18 protein-coding genes and 1 pseudogene are annotated in these 24,409 nt (G+C 70.4%); 12 read left to right on the top strand and 7 right to left on the bottom strand.

Annotation, left to right across the window (positions count from 1 at the left end):
* The first annotated feature begins 22 nt into the window (after positions 1-22).
* From ALI22I_RS11600 to ALI22I_RS11560, 9 genes are read left to right on the top strand one after another with little or no spacing between them, the layout of a single operon-like run.
* Positions 23-937 carry an ACP S-malonyltransferase gene (locus ALI22I_RS11600; protein ID WP_077005461.1) on the top strand — a complete coding sequence of 305 codons (915 nt, stop codon included), beginning with the start codon at positions 23-25 and terminating at the stop codon, positions 935-937.
* Positions 934-1,377 carry a phosphopantetheinyl transferase gene (locus ALI22I_RS11595; RefSeq protein ID WP_077005460.1) on the top strand — a complete coding sequence of 148 codons (444 nt, stop codon included), beginning with the start codon at positions 934-936 and terminating at the stop codon, positions 1,375-1,377. The genes ALI22I_RS11600 and ALI22I_RS11595 overlap by 4 nt, the downstream gene beginning before the upstream one ends.
* Positions 1,368-2,216, top strand: a complete 849-nt coding sequence (locus ALI22I_RS11590) for an ester cyclase (RefSeq protein ID WP_077005459.1) — start codon at positions 1,368-1,370, stop codon at positions 2,214-2,216. Before ALI22I_RS11595 ends, ALI22I_RS11590 begins: the two co-directional genes overlap by 10 nt.
* Positions 2,217-2,235: 19 nt before the next feature.
* Entirely contained in the window at positions 2,236-3,009 is a 774-nt protein-coding gene (locus ALI22I_RS11585) for an alpha/beta fold hydrolase (protein WP_077005458.1), read from the top strand.
* On the top strand, positions 3,006-3,521 hold the full coding sequence (locus tag ALI22I_RS11580; RefSeq protein ID WP_238598311.1) for a 4'-phosphopantetheinyl transferase superfamily protein: 516 nt from the start codon (positions 3,006-3,008) through the stop codon (positions 3,519-3,521). The genes ALI22I_RS11585 and ALI22I_RS11580 overlap by 4 nt, the downstream gene beginning before the upstream one ends.
* The gene (locus ALI22I_RS11575; protein WP_077005457.1) at positions 3,512-4,540 is read left to right on the top strand and encodes a right-handed parallel beta-helix repeat-containing protein; all 1,029 of its coding nucleotides are present in this window, start codon (positions 3,512-3,514) and stop codon (positions 4,538-4,540) included. The genes ALI22I_RS11580 and ALI22I_RS11575 overlap by 10 nt, the downstream gene beginning before the upstream one ends.
* Positions 4,541-4,553: 13 nt before the next feature.
* Positions 4,554-5,492, top strand: coding sequence for an ABC transporter ATP-binding protein (locus ALI22I_RS11570; protein WP_077005456.1), 939 nt, complete (start codon positions 4,554-4,556; stop codon positions 5,490-5,492).
* 25 nt (positions 5,493-5,517) lie between these two features.
* Positions 5,518-6,711 carry an ABC transporter permease gene (locus tag ALI22I_RS11565; protein ID WP_077005455.1) on the top strand — a complete coding sequence of 398 codons (1,194 nt, stop codon included), beginning with the start codon at positions 5,518-5,520 and terminating at the stop codon, positions 6,709-6,711.
* Positions 6,708-7,856 (top strand): ABC transporter permease, encoded by a 1,149-nt coding sequence (locus ALI22I_RS11560; protein WP_077005454.1) that lies wholly within the window; start codon positions 6,708-6,710, stop codon positions 7,854-7,856. The genes ALI22I_RS11565 and ALI22I_RS11560 overlap by 4 nt, the downstream gene beginning before the upstream one ends.
* A 650-nt stretch (positions 7,857-8,506) precedes the next feature.
* On the opposite strand, the gene ALI22I_RS50705 is transcribed toward ALI22I_RS11560, so the two are convergent.
* The 3 genes and pseudogenes from ALI22I_RS50705 to ALI22I_RS11545 form a co-directional block, all read right to left on the bottom strand.
* A complete protein-coding gene (locus ALI22I_RS50705; protein ID WP_179118198.1) occupies positions 8,507-8,797 on the bottom strand; it encodes a hypothetical protein in 291 nt (96 codons plus the stop codon).
* 667 nt (positions 8,798-9,464) lie between these two features.
* Positions 9,465-10,238, bottom strand: a pseudogene (locus ALI22I_RS11550) (transposase); the annotation flags it as partial.
* A gap of 146 nt (positions 10,239-10,384) precedes the next feature.
* Entirely contained in the window at positions 10,385-11,602 is a 1,218-nt protein-coding gene (locus ALI22I_RS11545) for an erythromycin esterase family protein (protein ID WP_077005496.1), read from the bottom strand.
* Positions 11,603-11,715: 113 nt separating this feature from the next.
* Between ALI22I_RS11545 and ALI22I_RS11540 the strand changes: the two genes are divergently transcribed.
* Both ALI22I_RS11540 and ALI22I_RS11535 read left to right on the top strand, forming a co-directional pair.
* A complete protein-coding gene (locus ALI22I_RS11540) occupies positions 11,716-12,411 on the top strand; it encodes a TioE family transcriptional regulator (RefSeq protein WP_077005453.1) in 696 nt (231 codons plus the stop codon).
* Between the two features lie 116 nt (positions 12,412-12,527).
* Positions 12,528-13,262 carry a class I SAM-dependent methyltransferase gene (locus ALI22I_RS11535; protein ID WP_077005452.1) on the top strand — a complete coding sequence of 245 codons (735 nt, stop codon included), beginning with the start codon at positions 12,528-12,530 and terminating at the stop codon, positions 13,260-13,262.
* A 66-nt stretch (positions 13,263-13,328) separates the two neighbouring features.
* Here ALI22I_RS11535 and ALI22I_RS11530 read toward each other — a convergent pair whose 3' ends face one another.
* The 4 genes from ALI22I_RS11530 to ALI22I_RS11515 all read right to left on the bottom strand — a co-directional run bounded on the left by ALI22I_RS11530 (position 13,329) and on the right by ALI22I_RS11515 (position 22,429).
* Positions 13,329-14,093 (bottom strand): maleate cis-trans isomerase family protein, encoded by a 765-nt coding sequence (locus tag ALI22I_RS11530; RefSeq protein ID WP_077005451.1) that lies wholly within the window; start codon positions 14,091-14,093, stop codon positions 13,329-13,331.
* A gap of 185 nt (positions 14,094-14,278) precedes the next feature.
* Positions 14,279-16,987 carry a hypothetical protein gene (locus tag ALI22I_RS11525; RefSeq protein ID WP_077005450.1) on the bottom strand — a complete coding sequence of 903 codons (2,709 nt, stop codon included), beginning with the start codon at positions 16,985-16,987 and terminating at the stop codon, positions 14,279-14,281.
* Positions 16,988-17,174: 187 nt separating this feature from the next.
* A complete protein-coding gene (locus ALI22I_RS11520; RefSeq protein ID WP_077005449.1) occupies positions 17,175-22,076 on the bottom strand; it encodes a serine protease in 4,902 nt (1,633 codons plus the stop codon).
* Complete coding sequence (locus tag ALI22I_RS11515) at positions 22,058-22,429, bottom strand: CU044_2847 family protein (protein WP_143532143.1); 372 nt, start codon at positions 22,427-22,429, stop codon at positions 22,058-22,060. The genes ALI22I_RS11520 and ALI22I_RS11515 overlap by 19 nt, the downstream gene beginning before the upstream one ends.
* A 323-nt stretch (positions 22,430-22,752) precedes the next feature.
* On the opposite strand from ALI22I_RS11515, the gene ALI22I_RS11510 reads away from it, so the two are divergent.
* Positions 22,753-24,402 carry a pyranose oxidase gene (locus ALI22I_RS11510; RefSeq protein ID WP_077005447.1) on the top strand — a complete coding sequence of 550 codons (1,650 nt, stop codon included), beginning with the start codon at positions 22,753-22,755 and terminating at the stop codon, positions 24,400-24,402.
* The last annotated feature ends 7 nt before the right edge of the window (positions 24,403-24,409 follow it).

Raw genomic sequence — 24,409 nt, 5'->3', positions numbered from 1 at the left:
GAGTACGGACGGAGGTTCGCAGGTGATCGGCTTCGTGTTCCCCGGTCAGGGCACGGTCCGGGTCGGCATGGGCGGCTGGCTGCGCCGCGACCCGGCGGGCGCGGCGGTGGTCGCCCGCGCCGACGAGCTGCTGCCCGAGCCGGTGTCCGGGCTGTGCGCCCGCGGGCCGCTGGACAAGCTCGTGGACACGCTGCACGCGCAGCCCGCCGTGACCGCGTGCAACCTCGCCGCGCTCGCCGTGCTGCGGGAGCGGGGCGTGGAGCCGGAAGTCGTCGCCGGGCACAGCGTGGGCGAGGTGAGCGCGCTGTGCGCGGCGGGCGTGCTGGACGTCGACACCGCGCTGCGCCTGGTCGCCACCCGTGCCCGGTTGATGGCCGACTTGCCCACCACCGGCGGCATGACCGCCGTGCTGGGCCTGACCCTACGACGGGTGGAGGAGCTGGCCGCCGAGGCCGCCCGACCGGGCGAGCCGCTGGTCGTCGGCCTGGAGAACGCGTCGGACCACGCCGTGGTCTCCGGCGCGACCGCCGCCGTCGACCGGCTCGCCGCGCTGGCAGGGGAGGCGGGCGCCCGCAAGGTGGTGGCGCTCAAGGTGAGCAACGCGTTCCACTCGCCGCTGATGGCGGGTGCGCTGGACGGCTGGGCCGAGGCGGTGCGCGGGACACCGATGCGACCGCCCCGCGTCCCGGTGGTCCCGAACGCGACCGCCGAGCCCACCACGGACCTGTCGACCATCGTCGACGCGCTGATCGCGCAGCTCACCGCGCGGGTGCGGTGGACCGAGACGATGGGCGTGCTCGCCGACGTCGAGACCCTGGTCGAGGTCGGCGACAGCAAGGTGCTCGCCGGGCTGCTGCGCGGCGTGGGCGTGCGATGCGTGAGCACGGCCGACCCGGCCGCCGTGCGCCGGCTTCGCCGCCCGGAGCCCGCGGCATGACCGGGTGGGGGAGTGCCGCGGTCGCCTTCGGCGGGCTGACCGCGCCGTGGCAGCTGGTCGATCCGATGCCGCTGGAGGTCGTGTTCACCCGCGCGGAACGGTTGCGGTCCGGCGCCGGGCGCACCCTCCAGCACTGGGCGGGCCGGCTCGCGGCCAAGTACGCCGTGCTGCGCCTGCTGGACGAGCCCGTCACCCCGGAGCACCTGGGCGCGGTGGAGGTCCTGCCCCTGCCCGCGCCCCTGTGCGGTCGCACAGCGGCCTGCCTGCACGGCCACCCGCCGGGCGTGCGCCTGGACGGCGCGCTGGACGGCCGGGAGGCGCCCGGCGCCCGCATCCGGGTCTCGGTCAGCCACACCTCCGACCTCGCGTTCGCGGTGGCCCTGACCTCGGCCCGGCTGCCCGAGGACGACGACCTGGAAGCGGTGACCGCATGGACCTGATCGAGACCGCCGCGCGATGGGCCGCGGCCTGGCGGGAGCGCGACGCGGCGGCCGTCGCCGCCGCGGTGGCGGAGTTCGCGGACCCGGACACCCCGGAGCCGGTCGGCGGCGCGGACCTCGTCGCGCACGTCGAGGCCGTGCTGACCCGGTTCCCGGACCTGGCGCTGGACTTCGCGCCGCCCGCCGACGCCGGCGACACCGCCGTGCTCACCTGGACCCTCGCCGCCACGCACCGCGCCCCCTACCTCGGGATGCCCGGCACGGGTGGCGCGGCGGCGGTCGTCGGCGCGGACGTGCTGACCGTCGTGGACGGCGCGGTGCGCGTGCGCCGCCACTTCGACCGGGTCGCCTTGGCCGCGTCGCTGGGCCACACGTCCCGCTTCCTGCCCGCCCGCGAGGACATGCAGGAGTACGGCGTCAGCGCCCGCACCGCCACCGGCAGGCCCGACTACCCGCGCGTGCTCACGTTCACCTACCTGGACTTCCGCGACGACGTCGAGGGCCCGGAGGTGGACCTGCTCAGCACGGAGGTGGTCAAGTCGCTGCGGGCCTCGCAGGGCTTCCTCGGCGTGGGGACGTTCGAGATCGGCGCTCGCAAGTACACGCTGACCGCCTTCGACCGCCCGGAGTCGGTCCGCGCCGTGCACGCCCGGCCGCACCAGCGGGCCATGCGGAAGTTCTTCCGCAGCGGCCTGTGCACCGGGGCCTACACCAGCGTGTGGACGTTGGAGCGGGAGAGCTTCTTCCTGCGCTGCCCGGACTGCCAGGAGGTGGTGGACGCGGGCGCGGGCAAGACCTGCGCGTGCGGGACCACCCCGACCCCCGACCCCCTGTTCTGATGATGCCAGGAGCTGCCCGATGACGGTCTTCACCGCCGAACACCGGCCCGCAGCGGGCAGGCGACCACTGGTGGCCTTCATGTCCGCCCTGTTCGCGGGCGGCTGGATCTGGGACCACCCGTTCGCCGCGCTCGCCGACGCCGGATGGCCCGTGCTGCGCACCGAGGAACCCATCTGCGCGGTGGACGCGAAGATCGCGGGCTCCATCGAGCGCCTCGGCGACGCCCTGATGGAGGCCGCGGACGCGGCTGGCGCGGAAGAGGTCGTGGTCTGCGCGAACTCGCTGGGCGGCCTCGTCGCCATCGACCTCGCGGGCCGCTTCCCGGATCGGGTGCGGGCCATCGCGGTCAGCGGCGCGCCCGGCCTGAGCGCCGACCCCGACGTGGGCCTGAACATGGACCGGCGCGGCGACGTGCGGTTGCAGGGCGAGCAGTTCCGCGACCGCATGCTCGCCGCCCTCTTCCACGGCGAGCCGCTGTTCACCGAGGAGCAGATGGAGTCCACCGCGCAGCTGCTGCGCCAGGGCTCGGCGATGGTCGCGATGGCCCGCAGCATCCGCGCCACCAGGACCTACCGGGTCGCCTCGGCGATGGACGAGGTCGGTTGCCCGTCGCTCTACCTCTGGGGCCGCCACGACCGCATGACGCCGATCGGGCCGTGGCGGGAACTGGTGCCCGGGCACGCGAACACCGAGTTCGTCACCGTCGAGGACTGCGGGCACATCCCGATGATCGAGCGCGGCGAGGTCTACACCGCCGAGCTGCTGCGGTTCCTGGACCGGATCGCCGGGTGACCGCGCCGCTGCTGCTGTTCGGGGTGGACGTGGTGGACGTCGCCCGGGTCACGCGCGCCATGTCCTACAGCGGGCCCGCCTACACCCGGCACGTCGCCTCGCCCGCGGAGCGCGACCTGCACGCCGACCCCGGCCTCGCCACCGCGGCCACGGTCGCGGTGAAGGAGTGCCTCGTCAAGGCGGTCGGCGGCCGCCCGCCCGGGTTCTCCTGGCACGACTTCGAAACGCGCGGCGAGGCCCTGCTGCCCGGTGTGGAGTGGGCCGACCCGCTGCTGGCCGCCGCGGTGCCCGAGGTCGAAGCGGCCACCCGGGTCTCGATGACCGAGCGCTGCGCCTACACCGTGCGCGGCGCCAGCGGTTCGGCCGCCCTGGCGCGGCTCACCGAACCTTCCGCCCGCCCCCACGACGGCGCGACCGTGGTGGGCATGGCCCGCTGGGGCTTTCGCGGTGACTTGATCGTCGCCCTTGCCATACTGACCACCACGTCGAGAGGAGCGCTGCGATGCCCGTGATCGAGGCCGCGGCCGAAATCAGCGTCCAACCAGGGGATTCGGTCCAGGAGGCGCTGGACACCTGCGCACCGGGCGCGGTGCTGCGCTTGGCCGAGGGCACCTACGAGGGCAGCCTGGTGATCGGCCGGTCGGACGTGGCGCTCGTCGGCGCGGGCGCGGGTCGCACGGTGATCGTGCCCGGTCCTGTCGCGCCCACCTCCGTGCCGCCGCTGCACGACGCGCCCGCCGACGTGGTCAGCGGCATCACCGTGCACGACGTGTCCGGCGTGACCGTCGAGGGCCTGACCGTGCGCGGCTTCTCCGGCGCGGGCGTCTACGCCCACACCGCCACCGACCTGCGACTCGTCGACGTCGAGTCGGTCGGCAACGTGGTGTGGGGCCTGTACGTGCGCGAGTCGGCCGAGGTGGAGGTGCTGCGCTGCCGCGCCGAGGGCAGCCAGTACGGCGGCATCACGCTGGCGTTCTGCCCGGCCGCCGACGCGCTGATCGCCGACAGCGAGGCCACCGCCAACGCCTTCGGCGTGTTCGTCGACAACTCCAGCCGCGCGCGGGTGCTGCGCAACCGCAGCCACGGCAACGCGGCGGGTGTGCTGCTGCTGCACCAGACCTACGAGGGCGAGCTGCCCGGCGGCGTCGCCGACGTGCTCGTCGCGGACAACGACATCACCGGCAACACCCTGGCCTCCGGCGGCGACGAGCCCGGCGTGCTCGGTTTCGCGGGACCGCCGATCTCCGGCGTCGGCATCGGCGCCATCGGCGTCCAGCGGGTCGCGGTCGTCGGCAACCGGGTGCACGGCAACGAACCCGGTGGCCCGTCGGTGATGGGCGCGGGGCTGGTGCTGGCCTCGTCGGCGGACTGGGGCGGCTCCGACTCGGTGGACAACTCCTTCGAGTGGAACACCATCACCGGCAACAGCCCGTTCGACGTGCAGATCGGCACCGACCCGGGCAACCAGCGCTTCCGGAACAACGTGGTGGGCGCCTCCCAGCCGGAGGAGATCGACGGGTGCGGACCTTGACCGAGAGGACGACATGACGCCTGCGCTGGTGTGCGAGGACCTGGTCAAGCGCTACGGCGACAAGACCGTGGTGGACCGGGTCGGCTTCCACATCGACGAGGGGGAGGCGTACGGGTTGCTCGGTCCCAACGGGGCCGGCAAGACCACGACCATCTCCATGCTCGTCGGGTTGCTGCGCCCGGACACGGGCTCGGTGCGCGTCGGTGGCATCGACGTCGCGGAGGACCCCGTGGCGGCCAAGCGGCTGGTCGGGTACGTGCCGCAGGAGATCGCGCTGTACCCCGACCTGACCGCCCGGGAGAACCTGCGCTACTTCGGCCGGCTGCACGGCCTGCCGCGGCGCGCGCTGACCGCGCGCATCAGCGAGGTGCTGGACATGGTCGGCCTGTCCGACCGCGGCGACGACAAGGTGGACACCTACTCCGGCGGCATGAAGCGGCGCACCAACATCGCCGTCGCCCTGCTGCACCGGCCGAGGCTGCTCATCCTCGACGAGCCCACGGTCGGCGTCGACCCGCAGAGCCGCGTCGCCATCCTGGACCGGGTGGAGGCGCTGGTCGCCGAGGGCATGAGCCTGCTCTACACCTCCCACTACATGGAGGAAGTGGAGCGGGTGTGCACGCGCGTCGGGATCATGGACCGGGGCCGCGTGGTCGCCGACGGCACCAAGCGTGAGTTGGTCGCCGAACTGGGCGGCACGGACCGCGTGGAGCTGGTGCTGGACGGCGACGTCAACGCGGCGGCGGAGAAGCTGCGGGCCGTGGAGGGCGTGTCCGAGGTCGCGGTCACCGGGTCGTCGTCGCTGCGCCTGCTGGTGGTCGGCGGTCGGCACCTGCTGCCCGGGCTGCTGTCCGCCGTGGCCGAGGCGGGGGCGGTGACCGGTGTCGAGGTCGTCGAGCCCGACCTGGAGGCGGCGTTCCTGCACCTGACCGGCAGCACCCTGCGCGACTGACGCGGGCCGAGCGAGGAGCGAGACGTTGGGGAAGAGCACTGTGCGTGCCCTGCTGGTCGTGGGCGGCCACGAGCTGCGGTCGCGGCTGCGGGACGGCACCGCGCCACTGATCGCGCTCGTCGCGCCGATCCTGCTCGCCACCCTGTTCGGGCTGGCGCTGGGCGGTGACGGCGACCCTCCGCTCAAGGCGACCATCGGGGTGGTGGACCTCGACGGCGGCGAGTTCCCCGCCAGCGTGCAGCGCGAGGCGCTGAACACCGACGAGCTGAAGGGCGTGCTGACCTTCCGGCAGTACCCGGACGAAGGCGCGGCGCGCACCGCGGTCGACAGCGGTGAGTCCGGTGCGGCCCTGGTGTTCCCGGCCGGGTTCAGCGACGGCGTCCGCGCGGGCCGCGGCGGGCAGGTGGCCGTGCTCGAATCGCCCGAGTCGCCGCTGGCGGGTGTCGTGGCGCGCAGCATGGTCGACCGGATCTCGGCGCTGGTCGAGGCCAGGACCCTGGCCGTGCGGGCCTCGCTGGACGCGGGCGTGCCGGCCGACCGGGTGCAGCTGTTCGTCGAGGAGAACGGCGCGGCCGGGCCGACGCTGTCGCTGGCGGGCGACCCGGTCGCCGGCGGGCCGGTGGACCTGGCCGTGCACTACGGCTCGGGCATGGCGGTGATGTTCGCGTTCTTCGTGGTCGGCACCTCGGCCCGCAGCCTGCTCACCGAGCGGCAGAACGGCACGCTCGACCGGATGCGCGCCGCTCCGGTGCCGCTGTGGACGGCCCTGGTCGGCAAGAGCGCCGTCGGGTTCGGGCTGGTGCTGGTCAGCATGTGCGCGACCTGGCTGTCCTCCGTGCTGATCTTCGGCGTGAGCTGGGGCGACCCGCGCGGGGTGTTCCTGCTGGTGCTGGCGCACGCGTTCGCGGCCACCGCGATCGTGATGCTGGTGGCCAGCCGCGCGCGGACCGACGCGCAGGCCGACGGCTACACGCTCGGCGTGGCGTTCGTGTTCGCGTTCCTGGGCGGCAGCATCGTGCCCGTCTACAACCTGCCCGACTGGCTCCGGGACGTATCCCTGGTCACCCCCAACGGGTGGATGTCGGCGGGTCTGTCGGAGCTGGCGGGCACCGGCGCCGGGCCGTCCGCCGTGCTCGTGCCGGTCGCCGTGGTCACCGGCATCGGCGTCGTCGCGGGCGCGCTGGCGTTCCTGCGCTTCCGCAAGGGGAGGTTCGCATGAGGCCCCGCCCGGTCACCGCGCTGGTGCTGGCCAACCTGAAGCGCCAGCTGCGCGACAAGGTCGGCATGTTCTTCATCGTCGTCATGCCGTTCGTGACGATCGTGTTCGTCGGCATGGCCCTGGGCGGCGGCTCGGCGGACGCGAAGCTGCCGGTGGCCGTGGTGGCCGACACCTCGGACCCGGTGTCCGCCGCCGTGCTCGCCGAGCTGGAGTCCGCCGAGGCACTGGACGTCCGGCGCGTTGAGTCCGAGGAGGAGGTCCGCGACGGTGTCCGCCAGGGCGAGCTGGCGGCGGGACTGGTCGTGACACCGGGGGACACCAGCCTCGACCTGGTCATGAACCAGACCAGCGGCAGCGGCATGGCCGCGCGCAGCGAGATCGACGTGGCGGTCGGCAAGGTGTCGGCGGTGCTGGAGGCGACCCGCGCCGCGTGGGCGGCGGGCGCGTCACCGGAGCAGGCCGACACGTACGTCCGCAAGGCGCAAGAGGAGGCGGTGGCGGTCACCACCACCTCGTCGGGTCGCGGGGAGTCCGCCGAGCCGACCGGCTTCGCCTACACCGCGCCCGCGAACCTGCTGCTGTTCACCTTCGTCAACTCGATGGCCGTCGCCGCCGCGCTGGTGGAGAGCCGCCGCATCGGCATGGTCCGCCGCTCGCTGGCCGCCCCGGTGCGGCGGAGCCGGGTGCTGCTGGGCGAGGCGTTGAGCCGGTTCGCGGTGGCGCTCGCGCAGTCCTTGCTGATCATCGTGGTGAGCCGGTTCCTGTTCGACGTGAGGTGGGGCGACCCGCTGGGCGTGGCGGTGGTCGTGGGGTTGTTCTGCCTGATCGCCACGGGCGCCGCGATGCTGGTCGGCGCCCTGGTCCGCTCACCCCAGCAGGCGCCCGCCATCGGTCCGCCGGTGGGCATCGTGCTGGGCATGCTGGGCGGCTGCCTGTGGCCACGCGAAGTGGCCGGCGAACCGCTGAACACGATCGGCTACCTGTTCCCGCACTCGTGGGCGATGGACGCGCTGCTGGCGCTGTCCCGACCGTCGGCGGGGCTGGGTTCGGTGCTGGTCGAGGTGGCGGTGCTGACGGGCATGGCGGTGGTCGTGCTGGGCGTGGCGCTGGCGGTGTTCCAGCGGCGAGCGCTGGAGGCGGTCTAGCGGTCTAGCGGTCCAGCGTCCTGAGTCGTTGATTCGTCGGCGGTACCGGGCGAGGTTGTCGAGGATCTCGTCGGCGGTCCTGGTCCGGACGAAGGGCTTGGGATCGTCGTTCCAGGCGTCGACGTCGGCTTCGAGTCCGGCGACGCCGCGGTGGGCCGGTCCCGAAACACCTTCGCTGCCGGCGTTCACTGGGGAATCACGTGTGCCATCTTCCGCTGGTGTGACCGCAGTTTTGCGGCCGTACGTAAGGGATTCGCATGACTTAGGGTGGAGGTGACGACAGGGGGCGTGGTGTGGCGGACGGCCGGATTCCGACGGCTCGAGTCATGCTCATCGGCGTGGCCGTGGTGTTCGGCGCGGTGTTGGTGCCTGCTGCGATCAACATCGGTACCGGCGGGTCGCTGCCCGGTCCGCTGGCGGGCTTCGAGCCGTGGGCGTGGCCGGCGGTGGGGATGGGGCTGGTTGTCCTGACCGCGTTGGGCGTGCTGGAGTTCCGGCGCTCCAGTGAGTCCGTACGCGCCTACGACCACCCGCGCAACCGGCCAAACGCGTTGGCGCAGATCGAGAACTACGTGACGCGGCGTTTGGGTCAGACGCTCGCCGAACAGCTGCGTCTGACCCTCGCCCTGGAGAAGGTGGAGTCCGCGGTGTTACCCGCGCCCCTGCTGGTCCAGCCTGTGGACGAAGTCGACATGCCGTTGAACGCGGGCATAACCGATGCGTTTGACAGCTTTCAGGAGACCCAGAAATGCGGCGACCTCCGCCGGTTCGGAAATGAACCATGGAGCTACCCGGTCCACCCCAGGAGTGCGCGCGCCCTTGGTCCCCGACACCCTTCCCCATGCCACAGCGAGGAAATCAGGGTGACACACGAGGTTGAACAGGTCGTCAAACCGGCGACCAGCATCGCTGACCGCCCACTGGTGCAGTTTGGTCTGCATCCGACGTGCCCGAAACCATGCCGAATCGGCGTCCGGCCACGGCTCACCACTATTCAATGGTGTCTCCGCCCATCACAGTCCCTCGCCAACATGAATCCGCTGGACCCCTTCGCCATGTGGACGGCTTTCCCGTCCTCGGACTACTACGAGTCCTCCGCCCCACCCTCGGATCGTCAGCGGACATCGCGCCTATCCGCATCCACCGCGACAACAAGCGGTCGATACGGAGATCCGAAGTGGTTCCCACGTTCACTGTGTTTCGATTGTCGGGCGAGGTGCCCGGCTATATCCCCGCGGCATCGTCACGGTTACGCCGCAGACTTTCACCGTGACCTCCCGAACCGGCGACCTGAACCAGCCCAAGAGTTCCCCGGCCACCACGAACACGTGACCGGGTGTGCACCGCGATCCAGCCCATATCCACCGAATTGGAGCTGGCGGGAGACTTAAGGGATGTGACAACACCGGTTCCTCTCGTACACCTTCCCGTCTCGCTTGCCGGACCCGAACCATTCGGCAGTGCTGGCCCGTCCCGGCGTTGTCAGAGCCGCTTTCCGCCCTCTCCGGCGATTCCCGGATCAGGCTGCCCTCAGCTTCGTTATGCTGCTGCGACAGCACAACGGCGTAGGTCTTTCACCTCCGCTCGAAAACACAGCGCCTCGTGGCGCACGAGGTCGCCTTCCCAGTGTCCGGGCACGGCGCGGTCGTCGGCCTCGGCCGGCCGCTCGGTGATCAGGACATCCGGGGTGACGTGTGCCCATGCCTTCTGCCTCGACCTGGCGCGTGGGACCCGCAGAGCCCGTCCTGTGCGCAGGCAGGCGACGAGCTCGCGTTTGAGAGCGCCGCGACCTTCGACTTAGAGGGCTTGGTAGATCGCCTCGTGGCTGATCCGCATGGACTCATCATCCGGGAAGTCGACCGGAAGTCGCTTCACGATCTGCTCGGGGCTCCACGCCTGGACCCAGGCCCGGTCACCGCGATGCGGCTTGTTGCGGCCCTTCCACGTCGGACCGTCGGGACCGCGCACGGCGCCGTCGGCGTCACGGACCTCACCGGACAAGCGCCGCTGGACGTAGTCGCGCAGCCGCCCGTCGGCGACGAGTCTGGCGACCTTGGGGCGCCTGGCACGCCGTTCGGAATGCCACTGTGCCGTCGACGCCTTGTACTCCAGGTCGTAGGTCCGCGTCGAGGCGTTGCGGCGCAGTTCCCGCGAGATCGTCGAGGCGTTCCGGCCGAGCCGCCGGGCGATCGCGCGCACGCCGAGGCCCTGGGCGCGCAGCAGCGCGATGTCCTCGCGCTCGACGAACGACAGGTAGCGGCCGGAGACCGTTGTGGACAGTCGCGGGTTCACCCCGCCAGCGTGACGGAACCACCGGTAGCCGGACCGTCCGGACCGGAAGCTGGGGAACGCCAGTGCCGCGATCTGATGGGCGTCATACATTGTCTCGACCGGCCCACCGCGCCCGCGATCTCGTAGCTGCCGCGGGCGCGACAAACCGCTTCACGTCCATGGCTATTTCATGCCGGCCCCATGCGATGGCCTACCGCAGGTTTACACGTTGCCCATTGCCTCCGCATCGAGTGCCGTTACCAGTACTGATGCCGCTTCCCGTCGGTATCGGCGATGAAGATGACTGCGTCGGTGCCGTCCAACTCCGCCGGGTTCAGCGGGAGGTGGCCGCGCACGATCGGTTCGCCCGTGCCGATCGACGGGGGGAGCGCGGCGCGCAGGGCCTGTGTCGGGAACAGGGCGCGGCGGGTGGTTGCCTCGGCCAACACGCCTTGGAGGGTGCCCGGGGCGCTGTGGGGGTTGGCGTCGGTTGCCAGGAACACATAACGCTCGCCGAGGGCGAGCCCGACGAGCGCACCAGCGCTCGCCCAGCTCACGTCGTTCTCGCCGACCGGCATGTGGGACTGCGCACGCTGGAGGTGCACGTTGTGCGCGAACACCAGGCTTGGCCCGCGTCGCTGCTCCTGGGCGACGATCGCGAGCAGGTTCTCGGCCATCATCTCGGCGCGCAGGCTGAGCAGGGTCGCGATGCGATCGGGTGCGGAGCGGGCCATGGCCGCGTGATAGCGCAGCAGGCCCTGGGCGGTGCGCGCGTGCGCGACGGCGTGGGCGTAGTCGGTCGGGTCGGCGGGGCGCAGGACGGGTGCCGCGCGGCGCAACGTGCTGGCTAGGTCGTCGGCGATGATGCGCAGGGCGCGAGCACGGTCGGAGTCGCCGATGGACGCTGCCGGGTCGAACATGGCCGCCTGGTTCGTCCAGTCCGCGTCCTCGCCGAGCAGCGCGTCGAGGTCGCGGACCGACTCTGGCCGCAGCGCGACGGGCAGGTAGTCGTTGACCGAGGACAGTGCGTGTCGCGGGCTCGGCGCACCGGAGGACTCCACCGGCGCGTCGAAGCCGTGGAAGCGGACCCGGTCCTGCGGCGCACGGCCGGCGTTGTGCGCGCGGAGCCATTCGACGAGTTCACGGTTGCCCGGCACGGCGCCGAACCCGTGGCTGAACCCGGTCGCGAGCACCGCGTCGACATCCCCCGTTCCCCCGGCCACGTAGTCGTCGACAACGGACGCGGCAAAGACATCGGTCTCCAGCACGACCGACCGGTACCCGCGTTCGACGAGGTGACCGAGGAGTTCGTTGCGCAGCAACGGGAACGCCTTGATCCCGTGAGTCGGCTCGCCGAGGGCGAGCAGGGTCGGCGGCTCGGTCCGCGCGGCGAGCAGCTCGTCGACGGCACGGCCCAGGCTTGCCTGGTCGTCGAGTTGGCGGCCGATCCCGCGCAGTGGTGTGGCAGTGGACATGAACACCCCTTCCGAAAGGAACTGCCCTCAACGCTATCGTTGAAGAATCGGTTGAAGCTTCTGCGGCTTCTACCTCGGTCCGATAGGGTTGAAGCCTCAATCGGAGGTGCACGCTGCGACCCATCGACCTGGCCCGGGAACACGGGTTGTCCGCACAGGCGATCCGCAACTACGACGACGCCGGCGTCCTCCCGCCGACCGAGCGCAGCGAGACCGGCTACCGGCGTTACACGCCCCTGCACGCGCAGGCCCTGCGCGCCTTCCTCGCGTTGCGCCGTGGCCACGGGCACCAGCAGGCGGTGGAGATCATGCGTGCGACGAACCAGGGCGACACCGAGTCCGCCTACCGGCTCATCGACGCCGCGCACGTCGCGCTGCTCGCCGAACGCGGCACCCGCACCGAGGTCGCGACGGCCCTTGGCAGCCTGTCCGCCACGACACCCGGGCCGGTCAACGGTCGACCGCTGACCGTGGGTGAACTCGCGCGTCGGCTCGGCGTGCACCCGGCGACGCTGCGCACCTGGGAAACCGAGGGCATCCTGCGCCCCGAACGCGACCGCGCAACGGGTTACCGCGAATACGGACCGGACTGTGTGCGCGACGCCGAGATCGCGCGGCAGTTGCGCCGAGGTGGGTACCTGCTGCGCCAGGTCGCGCAGTTCGTCGAGTCGCTGCGCGAGGCGGGCGGGGCGGACGCGTTGAGCGCCTTCCTCGACTCCTGGCAGGACCGGCTGACCACGCGCAGCCGCGACCTTCTCGCCGGCGCGGCCCAACTCGACGCCTACCTCACCCTGCTCGATCAGACGTAGCGGCGGCGGCCGACTCCATTAGGGGTGATCTTGTTCGGGTGGCTCGCGATGCCCGCCGAACCGGGAATCCGGCGCCGCACTCGCTAGACTCGCCTGGATTCGACCTGGGGGAGCCGATGAACCGTGAGATCCGGTCGCTGGACGACCTGCTTCGCTTGCTGGACCGACTGTTCGTCGATGACAGCGAGTCGACCGGAACAGCCGACCCCGCACAGTGGTGGGACCGGTTCTACGCCGACCGCGACCGCCCGATCCCCTTCTTCGTCCCTGGTGCGGACGAGAACCTGGAGTCTTGGCTGAACCAGGATCTGCTCCGCGGCGGCCGCGCCCTCGAACTGGGGTGCGGGCCGGGACGCAACGCCCTGCGACTCGCCGCCGCCGGGTTCACGGTGGACGCGGTGGACATCTCGTCCACAGCAGTGGCGTGGGCACGGGAACGCGCCGCCCAAGCCGGTGCGGACATCCGATTCCACTGCGCCGACATCTTCGCCGTCGACCTCCCCCACGACAGCTACGACCTGGTCTACGACTCGGGCTGCCTGCACCACCTCCCGCCACACCGCAGGATCAGCTACCTGGCGCTGCTTGAGCGGTACACGACACCCGGCGGCCACTTCGGGCTGGTCTGCTTCGCGGCGGGCGCGGACGGCTCCCGGACACCCGACCTGCAGCTGTACCGGGACGGCAGCCTGCACGGCGGGCTGGCCTACACACCGGACGAACTGCGCCACCTCTTCGACGGCTACACCGAGATCGAACTACGCCACATGATCGAACAACCACCCGACGCCGACCTGTTCGGCGTGCCGTTCCTCCTCACGGCGCTGTTCCAACGACCACATCACCCGTGATCCGCGCGCAACGACCCCGCTCCGCCAACCGGGCCTGCACGGCACCGGCTCGCCGGAGGACCGCCGTTACGACGTCTCGAACAACCAGCCGTAGCCGCGCACGGACGACGTGGGCACCTGTGCCGTGCGGAGGAGCTTCCACAGGAGTACCTGGTTCGCCGTGAGCACTGGGCGGCCGAGGTGTTGTTCCAGTGCGGCGATGACGCCGACGGTGCGGAAACCGTTGCCGCCCACGAAGACCGCCTCCGCGGTGTCCGGGGTGTGCGCGCGGAGCCAGTCGTAGAGGTCGAGCGGGGTGATGTTGCGCTGGTTGCTCGGCAGCACGCACGAACCGTGGGCGATCACGTCGAACCCCTGGTCGGTGAAGTACTCCACGCCGAGCTGGTCGAGTGCGGCGTCGAACCACGGTGGGTTGAACACGGCGATCCGGTCGGCGCCCAGCACACTCAGCGCCTCGACCGCGGCCGGGCACGTCGCCACGACCGGGATTCCACCCAGAGCCCGCAACCGGTCGACGGCCCGTTCCTCCGCGCGGGCGTCGGCGTACGCCGAACTCGTGAACCCGATGCCGATCGCGGCGACGGGTGCGGCGGACAGCAGGCCGACCGCGTCGTCGATGTGCGGCGGCTCCACGAACGCCAGGACCGGCGCGAGCGGGATCGTGGGGGCCATCACCCCGCCCGCACCCATGGCGCCGAACTCCACCCGCGCGGCGTGCACGCCGACGTCCGGGGGTGCCATCGCGCGCAGCTCGGACTCCGGCCCCACGTCGGCGTGCGGGGTCAGCACCCCGATCCGCGCTCTGACGTCCCACCCGTCCGACTGCCACATGGTTCCTCCGGCACGAGATCCTGCCCGTGCCTGGCGGCTCCCGCCCGTCGGCCCATCCGAACGGGTGACGATCCACAGCCGGCGTGGAGTCCGCCGTTGCGGGTGACCGGGCTGGTTACCCGCAACGGTGAACCGTCTTCTGTGAACGCCCCAAGCGTGTCAGGGCGCGCGGTTTGTCGTGATGGTCATGAACGGTGTGGCGGGGTGTCGGTGACCGTGCCGGCCATGGTGATGTCACTGCCGACAGGCTGGTGCGGCGTGAACCGCAACTGGATCTGCTCGGCTGGTTCGGTTTCGGTGTCGGTCACCGTCGGGACCCTGACCTCCCCGATCAACTGCCCCGGCGAGATGAAGGTGACGACGACCAGTCCTGTCGTGGACAACGGCCGGGACGGTAGCGGTTCCTCCCCGTACGTCCGCTGCCGGAACCACTCGGGGTCGATATCGGTGGTGGACAGTTCGGGCCCGCCGGCCGGCGCGACCGGCACGCCGACCAGGAAGACGGACTCGTCGGCCACCTCGGACAGCGTCACCCTCCACGTCAGGACACCGCCCTCGGCGACGTTGTCGGCGACCGGGGTGACGGTGAGCGTCGGCGCCGGGTCGTCGTTGAGCACCGTGAGACCACCCGCGTAGCGACCGGCGACCGTGCCCTGAACGGCTTTCACCATCAGCGCGCGCCGTGAGTTCAAACTCCAGCGGGTGTTGCCGGTGACCGACATCGGAACCTCGATCCGGTGCCGGCCCGGCTGGATCGTCACCAGCCGCTGGGTGAACGTACGGCCGTCCTCGTTGTTGATGAACAGCCGCACCGAGCCGGGGCCGTCGCCGGACACGGTGATCGGAACCTGGACGGTCTGCGTGCCGGAGTCGCCCTCCTCGACCGTCAGCGTCCCCACGTCGACACGCGGCAGCGCGGCCGGTCGGGGGTCCGGCAGGCCGTGGTTCCAGCCGTACGCGTCGATGAGCCACGCCTGTCCGGTGGCGCTGCGCGGGATGAGTTCCAGCGCGGCGATCTGGCGCAGGTCGACGCCGTGCGACGACAGCGGGACGCGGATCTCCTGCGCCCAGCGGGCGGACATCTGTTCGGTGGCCGGCAGCCCGTCGAGCGACACCGAACCCAGCTGCGCGCGGCGTCCGGTCGTGTCGGTGACGGCCACGTCGAAGCGGTTGGCCACGGTGTTCGGCGGGACGATCAGCCGCAGCGCCAGCTCCCGTGCCCCGGCCAGCGAGACCGCCTTGCCGGGACGCACGACCGCCGGCCGGCCCTCGGCCGACCACTCCAGTGCCACGGCGAACCTGCCGGGCTCCGGCGAGATGCCGCGGAACCTGGTGAAGTGCGGCGATCCCAACCGTTCGGCCGGGTCGACACACGAAACGTCAGCGTCGAACCCGGCCTGCGTGCACATCCGCGCACTGCCACCGGCAGTCGTCGCGTCGTCGGGCACGATGAACGCCGACCGCGCGCCGCCGATGGCATGGCCGAGCACACGCGCCGGGTCGGCCGACGGCGCGCGGACGCCCGAACCGTCGAACAGCGGCAGCACGCGCTGGTCACCCGCGACGAACAGGCGTGCGGCCGCCGCGATGTAGGTGGCACCCGCCGTCTGCTGCTGCGCCGCCGTCAGCCGGGTGGCCGTTCCCGGCGAGCACACCGCGTCGGCGGGGGAGTCCGGGAAGTCGTCGAACGCCGGGGCCTCCGCCTGGCCGGGGGTCCACTCGGTGTTGAAGTAGTTGTGGTTCGCGCCGACGAAGTACAGCGCGCTGTGCAGTGCGGCTCCCCGGCTGACTCCGCGGGTCGCGTCCAGGTACATCTGGCCCTGGAGGTCGTTCACATCACCGTCGCAGCCGGGCAGGATCGTCACCGACGGCACGTCCGGCGCCGGGTTGTGCCCGAAGATCGTCGGGCCGATCAGCAGGTCGCCCTTGATCTTCCAGCGCACCGGGCCGTCGTAGCCGCTGCCCGGGGGTGGCGGGGTGATGCTGTCGGTGGCCGCCCGGTTGACCCCTTCGCCGCCACGGGAATGCCCGACCAGGAACACGTTCGCCAGGTCGGCGGCGGGCGACGCGCGGACGATCTCCGGTGCCGAACCGCGACCGGAACCAGCCCAATCCGCCCACTTCGCCAGGTGCGCGCGGACCAACGACGACCGCGCTCCCGCACCCAGCTCGGGGTCTTGGGCGTCCTGCGCGTTGACGCCGTTGGCCGAGATGGACACGGTCACGTAGCCCTGCGAGGCGAGCAGTTCCTGCGCCTGGAGGTAGCCGAGGTGGCTCGGCACCGGCTTGGTGTCCGCCGGGCACGGCCACGACATCAGGATCTCGTCCGGATTGGCGGGGTTGTAGCAGGTGAAATGCCTGCCGTGCAGGAACAACGCCAGCGGGCGCTTGCCGGGCGCGCCTTTCGGCGCCACGACCACGGCCTGCATCTCGATGGGCGTGCCGTATCCCGGAACGGTGATCGGGTCCAGCGCGTACTCCCCGGTGCGCGTCTGGAAGGGACCGGGCTTGCCGGGGTCGACCCCGGCGGCGGGCAGCGGCGCGGGCACGTTCGCGGGCGGCGTCGTGCCCATGGGGCGTAACGGCTCCTCGGCGTCCAGCCGCCTACCCGAAGCCCGGACCTGGAGCCGTTCAACACCACTGATCCGCGGCCCGTCCAGCGTGTACGACCGCAGGTCGACGGACGGCCGTGGCACCCCGAGCAGCCGGTCACCGTCCCAGAACTCGATCGCCGCGTCACCCGGTGGAATCGGGCGGGGCGCCGTCCACACCAGCTGCGAGCCGGTGAACGTCCACCCGGAGGGCGGCGAACCCACCGCCGGCGCGGCCGCCGACACCGGGGTGATCAGAACTGCCATGAGCAGCGCAGGAACCAACAACTTGATCAAACGCATGCGCAATCCCCCTAGAACTGGCCAATGCAGGAGCAGTTCTAGTGTTGTCGGATATCGCGCCACAAGAGACCAAAGGTTGATTTTTCCTCTGATATAATGCGTTCCGTTGAATTCGCGCGCTCGGCCAGAACACCTTGTGGTGTAAGGACAAATCGACACGCCGGCTTGCCGTGGCCGCCGAGCGCCGTCACCGGTGGAACAGCGTCCGCACCGGCACCTGGTTCAACCGCTCGGTCAACTCCTCGTCGAGCGCCTCGACGTCGAGGGTGTCGAGCAGCGCGATCGCCTCGCTCCACTCACCCGCCCCGCTCAGGAACTCGCCGACCGCGATCACCTCGCGTGCGCCGGGCTGCTGCTCTCGCAGGATCGCGCGCACCAGGGACACGGCCTCGCCCAGCCAACTCCCCGAGTCGGCCAGCGCGATCGCGCAGGCGATGCGGTCATCGACGGCCTGGGTGCCGTCGTACGCGACGTCCCGCAACCGTTCCGCCGCCTCGCGCTCGTACCCGTACTCGGCGAGCACGGCCCACGACCTCGCCCAACACCGCGGTCGGACACCTGCCTCGACCGCACGGCGATTCGCTTCGTACGCCCCGGTCGCGCCACGACGACACATCAGTGTGGTCGCGTCCAAGCGATCACTTTCGCGGGCATCCGCGGCGAGCACGACGCCGGCGCACAAGTCGTTCGCGCGTCGCCATTCGTCGATGCGTTCGAGCGCGGCGGCGACCGCGACGGCGTCGGCGGTGCTCCGTGCCGCCGCGGCCAGTTCGTCGAGAACCGTGACTGCTTCTTCGTGGCGGCCGAGCAGGGAGAGGTGTGCGGCCGCGTCGGCCCGATCAGCGGACGGCTTCTCGACCAGCTCGATGAACGCGTGCAGCGCGCCAACGGCTTCGTCGACCAGACCGACGGAAGCGAGGTTTCGCGCCGCGCCGCTGTAGGCGCCGTCGGCCCACTCCCGCGCGGCCAGCACCTCGCGCCAGCCGCCCAACGCGGCGTCGAACTCCGAGAGCCGCAGGAGTGCCTCGGAGGCCTCCAACTTTTCCGCCGGCGGGGTCGACTCGTCCGCGGCGACCTGTCTGAGCACCTCCGCGCAGTGCTCCGGTCGACCGTATCTGACCAGCAGCCCCGCTGCGGTGACCAGGTCGGCTGGTGAGGTGTCCGATCGCTCGATCACGTCGAGTACCACATCGGCGAGTTCGGTCCGGTCGAACTCGTCGTACAACCATCTGCACGCTTGCAACCGCGCGTTGGCCGGCTGTGCTGTGTCGAGTGCGACAGCGCGATGCGCTGCCAGCTGTTCGGCCGGTGACAGGGTGCTCATCAGGATGTTCCGCACCGAGTGGCGCCAACGGGCGGGAACGGTGCTGCGGCCGTTCAACGCGATCACCGCCTGGTGGACCGTGTCACCCCACGTCTCGTGAGGGGTGGATTCGAGTACCTCCATCGCGTCGGCGAGAGGCAGGTCAGGATGGGTGAGGTACTGGAGGCGCGCTACGGTCCGCCTGTTCCCGTGATCGAACTGTGCCAGGGCTCTCGCAGCGTCGAGGCGCTGATCGACGGTGAGATCACGGGAATACGCCCAATGCCGCAGTTGGTCCACCGCCCACTGGTTGTCGGGCAGCCCGGCGAGTCTCTGAACCGCCGTGAGGCGCACAGAGACGGGTAGGGCGGGAGACTCGGCAACTGTCGTTATCGCATCGAGGTCCGACGCGTCCGCCCGAAACCGCCTCAGGGAGTACAAAGCGTAGCACCGGTCGTGAATGGACTGGTGGCGATCGTGGACCACGGCCCGCAGCGGTGCTGTCGCTTCGTCCAAGAGTTCCAGGTCGACCAGTATCATTGCCGCGTCGGACATGCTGCTGACATCGGCGTTCTCAAGAACCTCACGGAGCAGCTTCTTCGCCGCGGCAGGCGCCTTGAGTTCCAACAGCTTGTCCGCCACCACCGCAGGGTTGATCAACCGCCCGGGCAGCCGCGCGAGCCGCAGCAGTTCGTCGACCGGCTCGACTGATCCGTCAACGAAGCTGAGCATGGTGACGGCGTCGATTCGCTCTGCCGTATCCACGGTCGGGTTGTCCCGGATTGCGGCAAGGACTGGCACCAGGTCGATCCCGAGCGCGTCCAGCTCCCTCAACTGCACGATGACACGGAGCCTGAACTCCGCTGTCGTGCGCGGGTCGAGAGCTGCTTCGGACAGCGCGGCGATGGCCTCCCGCCGGAACCCGAGCCGGGCGAGGCTCTCGGCGGCCCAGCTGAAATCCAGCCTGTCGGCGGTGGGATCGCGGAGTACCTGGTGAAGCAGCGCGTGAGCCTCGTCCACCGCTCCCGCGGTGCCCAACGCGTCGGCGCAGCGGTACCTGTGGAAAGCGGAGAGGGTTGATGACGTCGAGATTTGGAGCAGGTGCTCGATACCCAGGGTGCTGTCGTGACGAGCCAGCATGTCGGCCGCCCTGAGCATCCGGTCGACTGAGTGCTCAGCACCGGTCAGGACGTCGAGGATGATCTCGGTCGCCTGTGCCGCTTCGCCAAGGCGGTACAGGCGTTGGGCGACTTCCAGCTCGTAGGGCGGTGACGTCGCGGACGACTCACTCCTGAGCAGCGTCAAGGCTGAGGAACGGAACCCGTGCTCGTCCAACAAGTCCACGGTAGTCAACAGGAGTCCGGGGCTGGCCCCGAGGTCCTGTACTACCAGTCGCAGCTCCGGGAGGACGTCGTTCTCGCCGGCCCGACGATTGATGGTGAGCACGACAATGACGCGTACCAGCGGATTGATGTGTTCCGCTGCGGCGATCCTGTGCAACAGGTCGTCGTCCAGGTGCGGTGCGACCTTCTTGAAGGTCTCGTGCTTCCCGCCGGCGGGCCGGGAGCGCTTCATGATGCCGAGCGAGGTCACCAGGTCCTCGGCGCAGTCCGCGGAGACCCGCACACCGTCGGCGACGATGGCAGCGGCCAGATTGACTTGCATGTCTCCGCGTCGGAGCAGCCAGATGATCGCCTCGGAGAGGTCGGCGCCCTGAAGTGCCCAGACCCCGGCGAGGAACAGGGTGACGTTCTGCTGGTTGGAGCTGATACCCCGTTCCAGGACGAGCCTGCCTTCCTCGTCGGAGGGGGTGTGCATCGCGGCCGTCCGCACCGCCGTGAAGTACTCCTGGAACGTGTGGTGCGTGAACACCAGTTCTCGGCCCTTCCGGCCGACGAGACCGGTGCGGATCAGCAGGTCGCGTACCAGCTCGCGCCACCGGTTGTCGGTGATGCCGTCCGCCGGTTTCCTGGCCGCCAGGTACCCCAGGGCCAGGTCGAGCAACGAGTGCTCAGAGCCTTCGTGCCGGTCCGCGGCCACGCTCGCGATCAAGTGCTTCCGGTCGCCTATGAGGCCGGCCACCACGTTTTCGGCACCGGGGCACTCCCGCAGCATGTCGCGCAGTTGGTCGGTGACCTTGAGCTTGCGGTCCTGTTCGTGGAGGAGTTTGTCGACGAACTCCCGGTACAGCTGCGTTCGCCCACCCGGGAGCGGGCGCTCGGGGTAGTCCACGTACATGGCCCAGGTCATCGTCGCCAGGAGCGGGGTGCGGCACAACTCGTACAGCGAGCTGCCTGACAGTTGGTCGACGAACCGCTGCGCGTCGGCCGACGAGTCGGCCGAGCCGTGCTTGTCGAAGAGCTTGTCGGCGAAGGCGAGCATTTCCTCGGGGTCGAACGGCTGAAGTTCGTACACCGCGTCACCGGTAGCGGCGAATCCGAGTTCCTGTTCGGTGAGCGGGCGACTGGCGATCGCGATCCGCAGGCAGCTGTCCTCGCCCATCGCGTGGGACAGCCGTGCGAGCAGCTTCCGTCGCGACTCCGGGTCGAGCACCTCGTCGATGCCGTCGACGAGCACCAGCCAGTCCACGCCGGGCATCGGCGCCTGGTGCAGGGCGTACGCCGGCAACGGCTCTTTCAGGTAGTCCACCAGGTCCTGGGAGAGCACGGTGGCCACGGCGGAGGCGAGCGGGCCGGGCGTCTCGGCGAGGCGGGTCGCGGACAGCCGCGCCGGGACGAAGTCCGGTGACGCCTCACCCGGCGCGGGCCGCAGCCACTTCCGCGCCGAGTCCGCCACGATGAAGTTGAACAGGCTCGACTTGCCCGCGCCCGGCCCGCCGGTCAGCACCGCGTTGCGGTGCTGCGTCAGCAGCTTCGTCGCGAGCACGGCTTCGAGCTTGCGCTCGCGGTCCCGCTGCTTGTCGTGCTCGTCGTGCTTATCGGGTTCGCGGCGCTCCGCGGCCTTGGAGGTGACCTTCTGCTCGACGTACAGGTCGATCAGCGGCGGCGCGATGTGCACCGGAACCGCGTACGGGAATTCGCGCGCCTGCTTCTCGGCCGCTTGCAGGTAGTCGAACAGCTTCGGCGAGGGTCTCTCCCAACGCCCCGCGACCAGTTGCTCATCGGTGAGCGCGTCGAGCCAGGGGCGGTCGACCAGGCTGCCCAGCTCGGCGGCCAGGATCGGGCCGTACTCCGCAGCGATCAGGGTGGCGGTCACCAGGCGCGCGCCGAGGTCGCTGGAACTGTCCCTCGACGCGCGCACAAGACCGACGACACCACCGGTTCGCCGGTTCAGCACCGGAGCCCCGCTGAGTCCGGGCTGCGCTTGCCCCTGGGACAGCTTGTGCAGCACGGACCCCGCGGACCGGGACGGCCCTTCGTACCGGAACGCGACCGAGTCCCCGGAGCGGTACGGCCCCTTGGGGTAGCCGTAGGCCCACAGGTCGTCGCCGATGTCGACCACATCGCGCAGTTCCACCCACGGCGTCTCCGGGTAGTCCTCGCCGACCACCCGGAGCAGCGCCAGGTCCGGTCCCTTGCCGTCCGCCCACGGCCTGATCCACTCGGGGACCACCCGGAGGTCGAGTTCCCGGCCCTGCCAGCTGCCGCGGACGGACTCGACCCTGGGTGTGCCGGCCTGGTCGGCGACGACGTGCCCGCAGGTGATCACCAGGCCGGGGGCGACGAAGGCACCGGACCCGAGGTCGGCCTGACCTCTGTCCGGGACCGTGATGGCCACCGTGGCGGCCATCAGCTGCCCTTCGAGCCCTACGCCTCCGGCGCCCATTCCGCGACCACCTTGATGTTGGCCTTGGCCGACCCCTTGACCAGGATCGCGGTCAGCTTGCCGGACTCGACGCCGACCTCACAGCCGAACTCCAGGGTGATCTTGTCGGGCTTGACCTTGTCGAACCCGTGGGCGAGGGCGTTGCTGACGGTTTCGGTGATGGCGGACAGCGAGCTGGTGAAACCGTCGAGCGACAGGGCTCGGGCGGAGACTTCCTCCTCCTCGGCGCCCGCTAGCCGGTCCACCTCCACGTACGCGACCTGGTCACCGACCAGGATCTGCACCCGCTCTTTCCGGTTGCCGTTGTCGGACTCGTCCACCATGGGTTTCCTCTCCGCCTGCGCAATGATCACCGCGCGTACGCTGGTAGTCGCCCATCGGGGCTTACGTGTTACAGCCGGTGACCGCAGGAGGCACTGAGCTCGACCGGCACCTCCGTTCGAGGTTCAGTAGTCCGTGAGGTGTGCCTGCGCGGGGGACGGCGTGTCGATTCCGGGTGAACTGCGGTGGCGGGAAGGCTCTTCACCAGTCCGTGGTGCGTCTTCCTCGATCCGGTTGCGTCACACCGCATTCGTTCCGTGACCGCTGCGCGTGGTGCCACCATCGGTGGCGTCTGGTCCGAACGCATCCCTTCGGACTCCGCGGCGTATCGCCGCTCAATCGTGGAGAAGGATCTATGGAAGCGCAAGAAATTTCGGTCGACGTACTGATCATCGGGTCTGGCCCCATCGGTGCGACGTTCGCCTCCAGACTCGTGGACGGCAACCGGAAAGTCCTCATGATCGATGCCGGGGCGCAGCAGTCGGCGCGGTTCGGCGCCCACCAGAAGAACGCCTTCCTGTTCCAGCGCAACATCGACCTGTTCGTCTCGGTCATCCGCGGCCACCTCAGCACCGTGTCCGTCCCCACGCGCGACGACCCGCCGCTGACCCTGGACCCGTCGGCGTTCCGCTTCGACCCCGAGAAGTACCCCGGCTTCATCAAGAACGGCCAGAACCCCGAGCAGAACAAGCACCGCAACCTGGACGCGTGCGCCTCCACCTACGCCGTGGGCGGCATGGCGACCCACTGGACCTGCGCCACCCCTCAGTTCCACGAGAACCTGGAGCTGAACTGGACTTCCGACACCGGTGTGGTGCACCAGTACCCCATCGGCATCGAGGAGATGAAGAACTACTACAAGACGGCCAAGGACATCATCAAGACCAACAGCACCGCCTTCGACGCCTCGGTGCGGCACCAACTGGTGCGCACCGTGCTCAAGGAGGAGGGCTATCCCATCGAAAGCCTGCCGTTGGCGGTGGAACGGCGCACGGACAACCCGGAGTTCGTCACCTGGAGCGGCACTGACACGGTGCTGGGCGACCTGGCCGACCCGGCCGCGCAGGACGAGAACAGGTTCCGCCTGTGGCCCGAACACCAGTGCACCGAACTGGTCATGAACGCCGATCGCACCGAAGTGCAGTACGCCCGGGTGTGGGACCTCAACGACTGGAACAAGGAGTACCGCGTCGTTGCCCAGCACTACATCGTGGCGTGCAACGCCGTGCTGACGCCGCAACTGCTCCACGCCTCGGGCTTCGACGAGGACCGGCTGCCCGCGCTGGGGCGTTACGTCACCGAGCAGCCCATGTCCTTCTGCCAGGTGGTGCTGCACCAACGCCTGGTCGACGACATCAAGAAGTACCTCGATCCGGACTACGACGGTGCGGAACGCATCGACGCCTACCGGAGGGAGCACCCGCAGGACCCCGTGCCCATCCCGATCAACGAACCCGAGCCCAACCTGTGGCTACCGGTGACGGAGAGCACCCCGTGGCACTGCCAGATCCACCGCGACGCGTTCAGCTACGGTGACCTGGCACCGGACGTGGACCCCCGGCTGATCGTGGACCTGCGCTGGTTCGGGCTGACCCGCCCGCGGTCGGAGAACCGCGTGACGTTCTCCGCCACCGTCAAGGACACCTTCGGCATGCCGCAGCCGACGTTCTCCTTCTCCCTCAGCAAGAAGGAGCGGGCGCAGGCCGGCCGGATGATGCAGCACATGACCGAAGTGGCCTCGTACCTGGGCGGCTACCTGCCCGGCTCGGAGCCGCAGTTCGTCAAGCCCGGCCTGCCGCTGCACATCGCGGGCACCACCCGGATGGGGCTCGACCAGGAGACCAGCGTGGTCGACACGTGCTCGAAGGTGCACGGCACGACCAACCTCTACCTGGGCGGCAACGGGCTGCACCCGTCGGGCAACGCCGCCAACCCCACGTTGACCAGCATGGCGATGGCGCTGCGGTCCGCCGAGGCGATCCTCGACCCCCGTTCCTGCCCCTGACCGTGGA

Source organism: Saccharothrix sp. ALI-22-I, assembly GCF_001984175.1.
GTDB lineage: Bacteria > Actinomycetota > Actinomycetes > Mycobacteriales > Pseudonocardiaceae > Actinosynnema.
The sequence above is the reverse complement of the archived record's forward strand: the minus strand, read 5'-3'. Positions and strand labels throughout refer to the sequence as shown.

Excerpts from the sequence above, each read along its gene's own strand:
- ALI22I_RS11595 (WP_077005460.1), top strand. The coding sequence starts at position 934 with ATGACCGGGTGGGGGAGTGCCGCGGTCGCCTTCGGCGGGCTGACCGCG.
- ALI22I_RS11590 (WP_077005459.1), top strand. The coding sequence starts at position 1,368 with ATGGACCTGATCGAGACCGCCGCGCGATGGGCCGCGGCCTGGCGGGAG.
- ALI22I_RS11585 (WP_077005458.1), top strand. The coding sequence starts at position 2,236 with ATGACGGTCTTCACCGCCGAACACCGGCCCGCAGCGGGCAGGCGACCA.
- ALI22I_RS11575 (WP_077005457.1), top strand. The coding sequence starts at position 3,512 with ATGCCCGTGATCGAGGCCGCGGCCGAAATCAGCGTCCAACCAGGGGAT.
- ALI22I_RS11570 (WP_077005456.1), top strand. The coding sequence starts at position 4,554 with ATGACGCCTGCGCTGGTGTGCGAGGACCTGGTCAAGCGCTACGGCGAC.
- ALI22I_RS11560 (WP_077005454.1), top strand. The coding sequence starts at position 6,708 with ATGAGGCCCCGCCCGGTCACCGCGCTGGTGCTGGCCAACCTGAAGCGC.
- ALI22I_RS50705 (WP_179118198.1), bottom strand. The coding sequence starts at position 8,797 with ATGCAGACCAAACTGCACCAGTGGGCGGTCAGCGATGCTGGTCGCCGG.
- ALI22I_RS11545 (WP_077005496.1), bottom strand. The coding sequence starts at position 11,602 with ATGTCCACTGCCACACCACTGCGCGGGATCGGCCGCCAACTCGACGAC.
- ALI22I_RS11535 (WP_077005452.1), top strand. The coding sequence starts at position 12,528 with ATGAACCGTGAGATCCGGTCGCTGGACGACCTGCTTCGCTTGCTGGAC.
- ALI22I_RS11530 (WP_077005451.1), bottom strand. The coding sequence starts at position 14,093 with ATGTGGCAGTCGGACGGGTGGGACGTCAGAGCGCGGATCGGGGTGCTG.
- ALI22I_RS11525 (WP_077005450.1), bottom strand. The coding sequence starts at position 16,987 with ATGCGTTTGATCAAGTTGTTGGTTCCTGCGCTGCTCATGGCAGTTCTG.
- ALI22I_RS11520 (WP_077005449.1), bottom strand. The coding sequence starts at position 22,076 with ATGGGCGCCGGAGGCGTAGGGCTCGAAGGGCAGCTGATGGCCGCCACG.
- ALI22I_RS11510 (WP_077005447.1), top strand. The coding sequence starts at position 22,753 with ATGGAAGCGCAAGAAATTTCGGTCGACGTACTGATCATCGGGTCTGGC.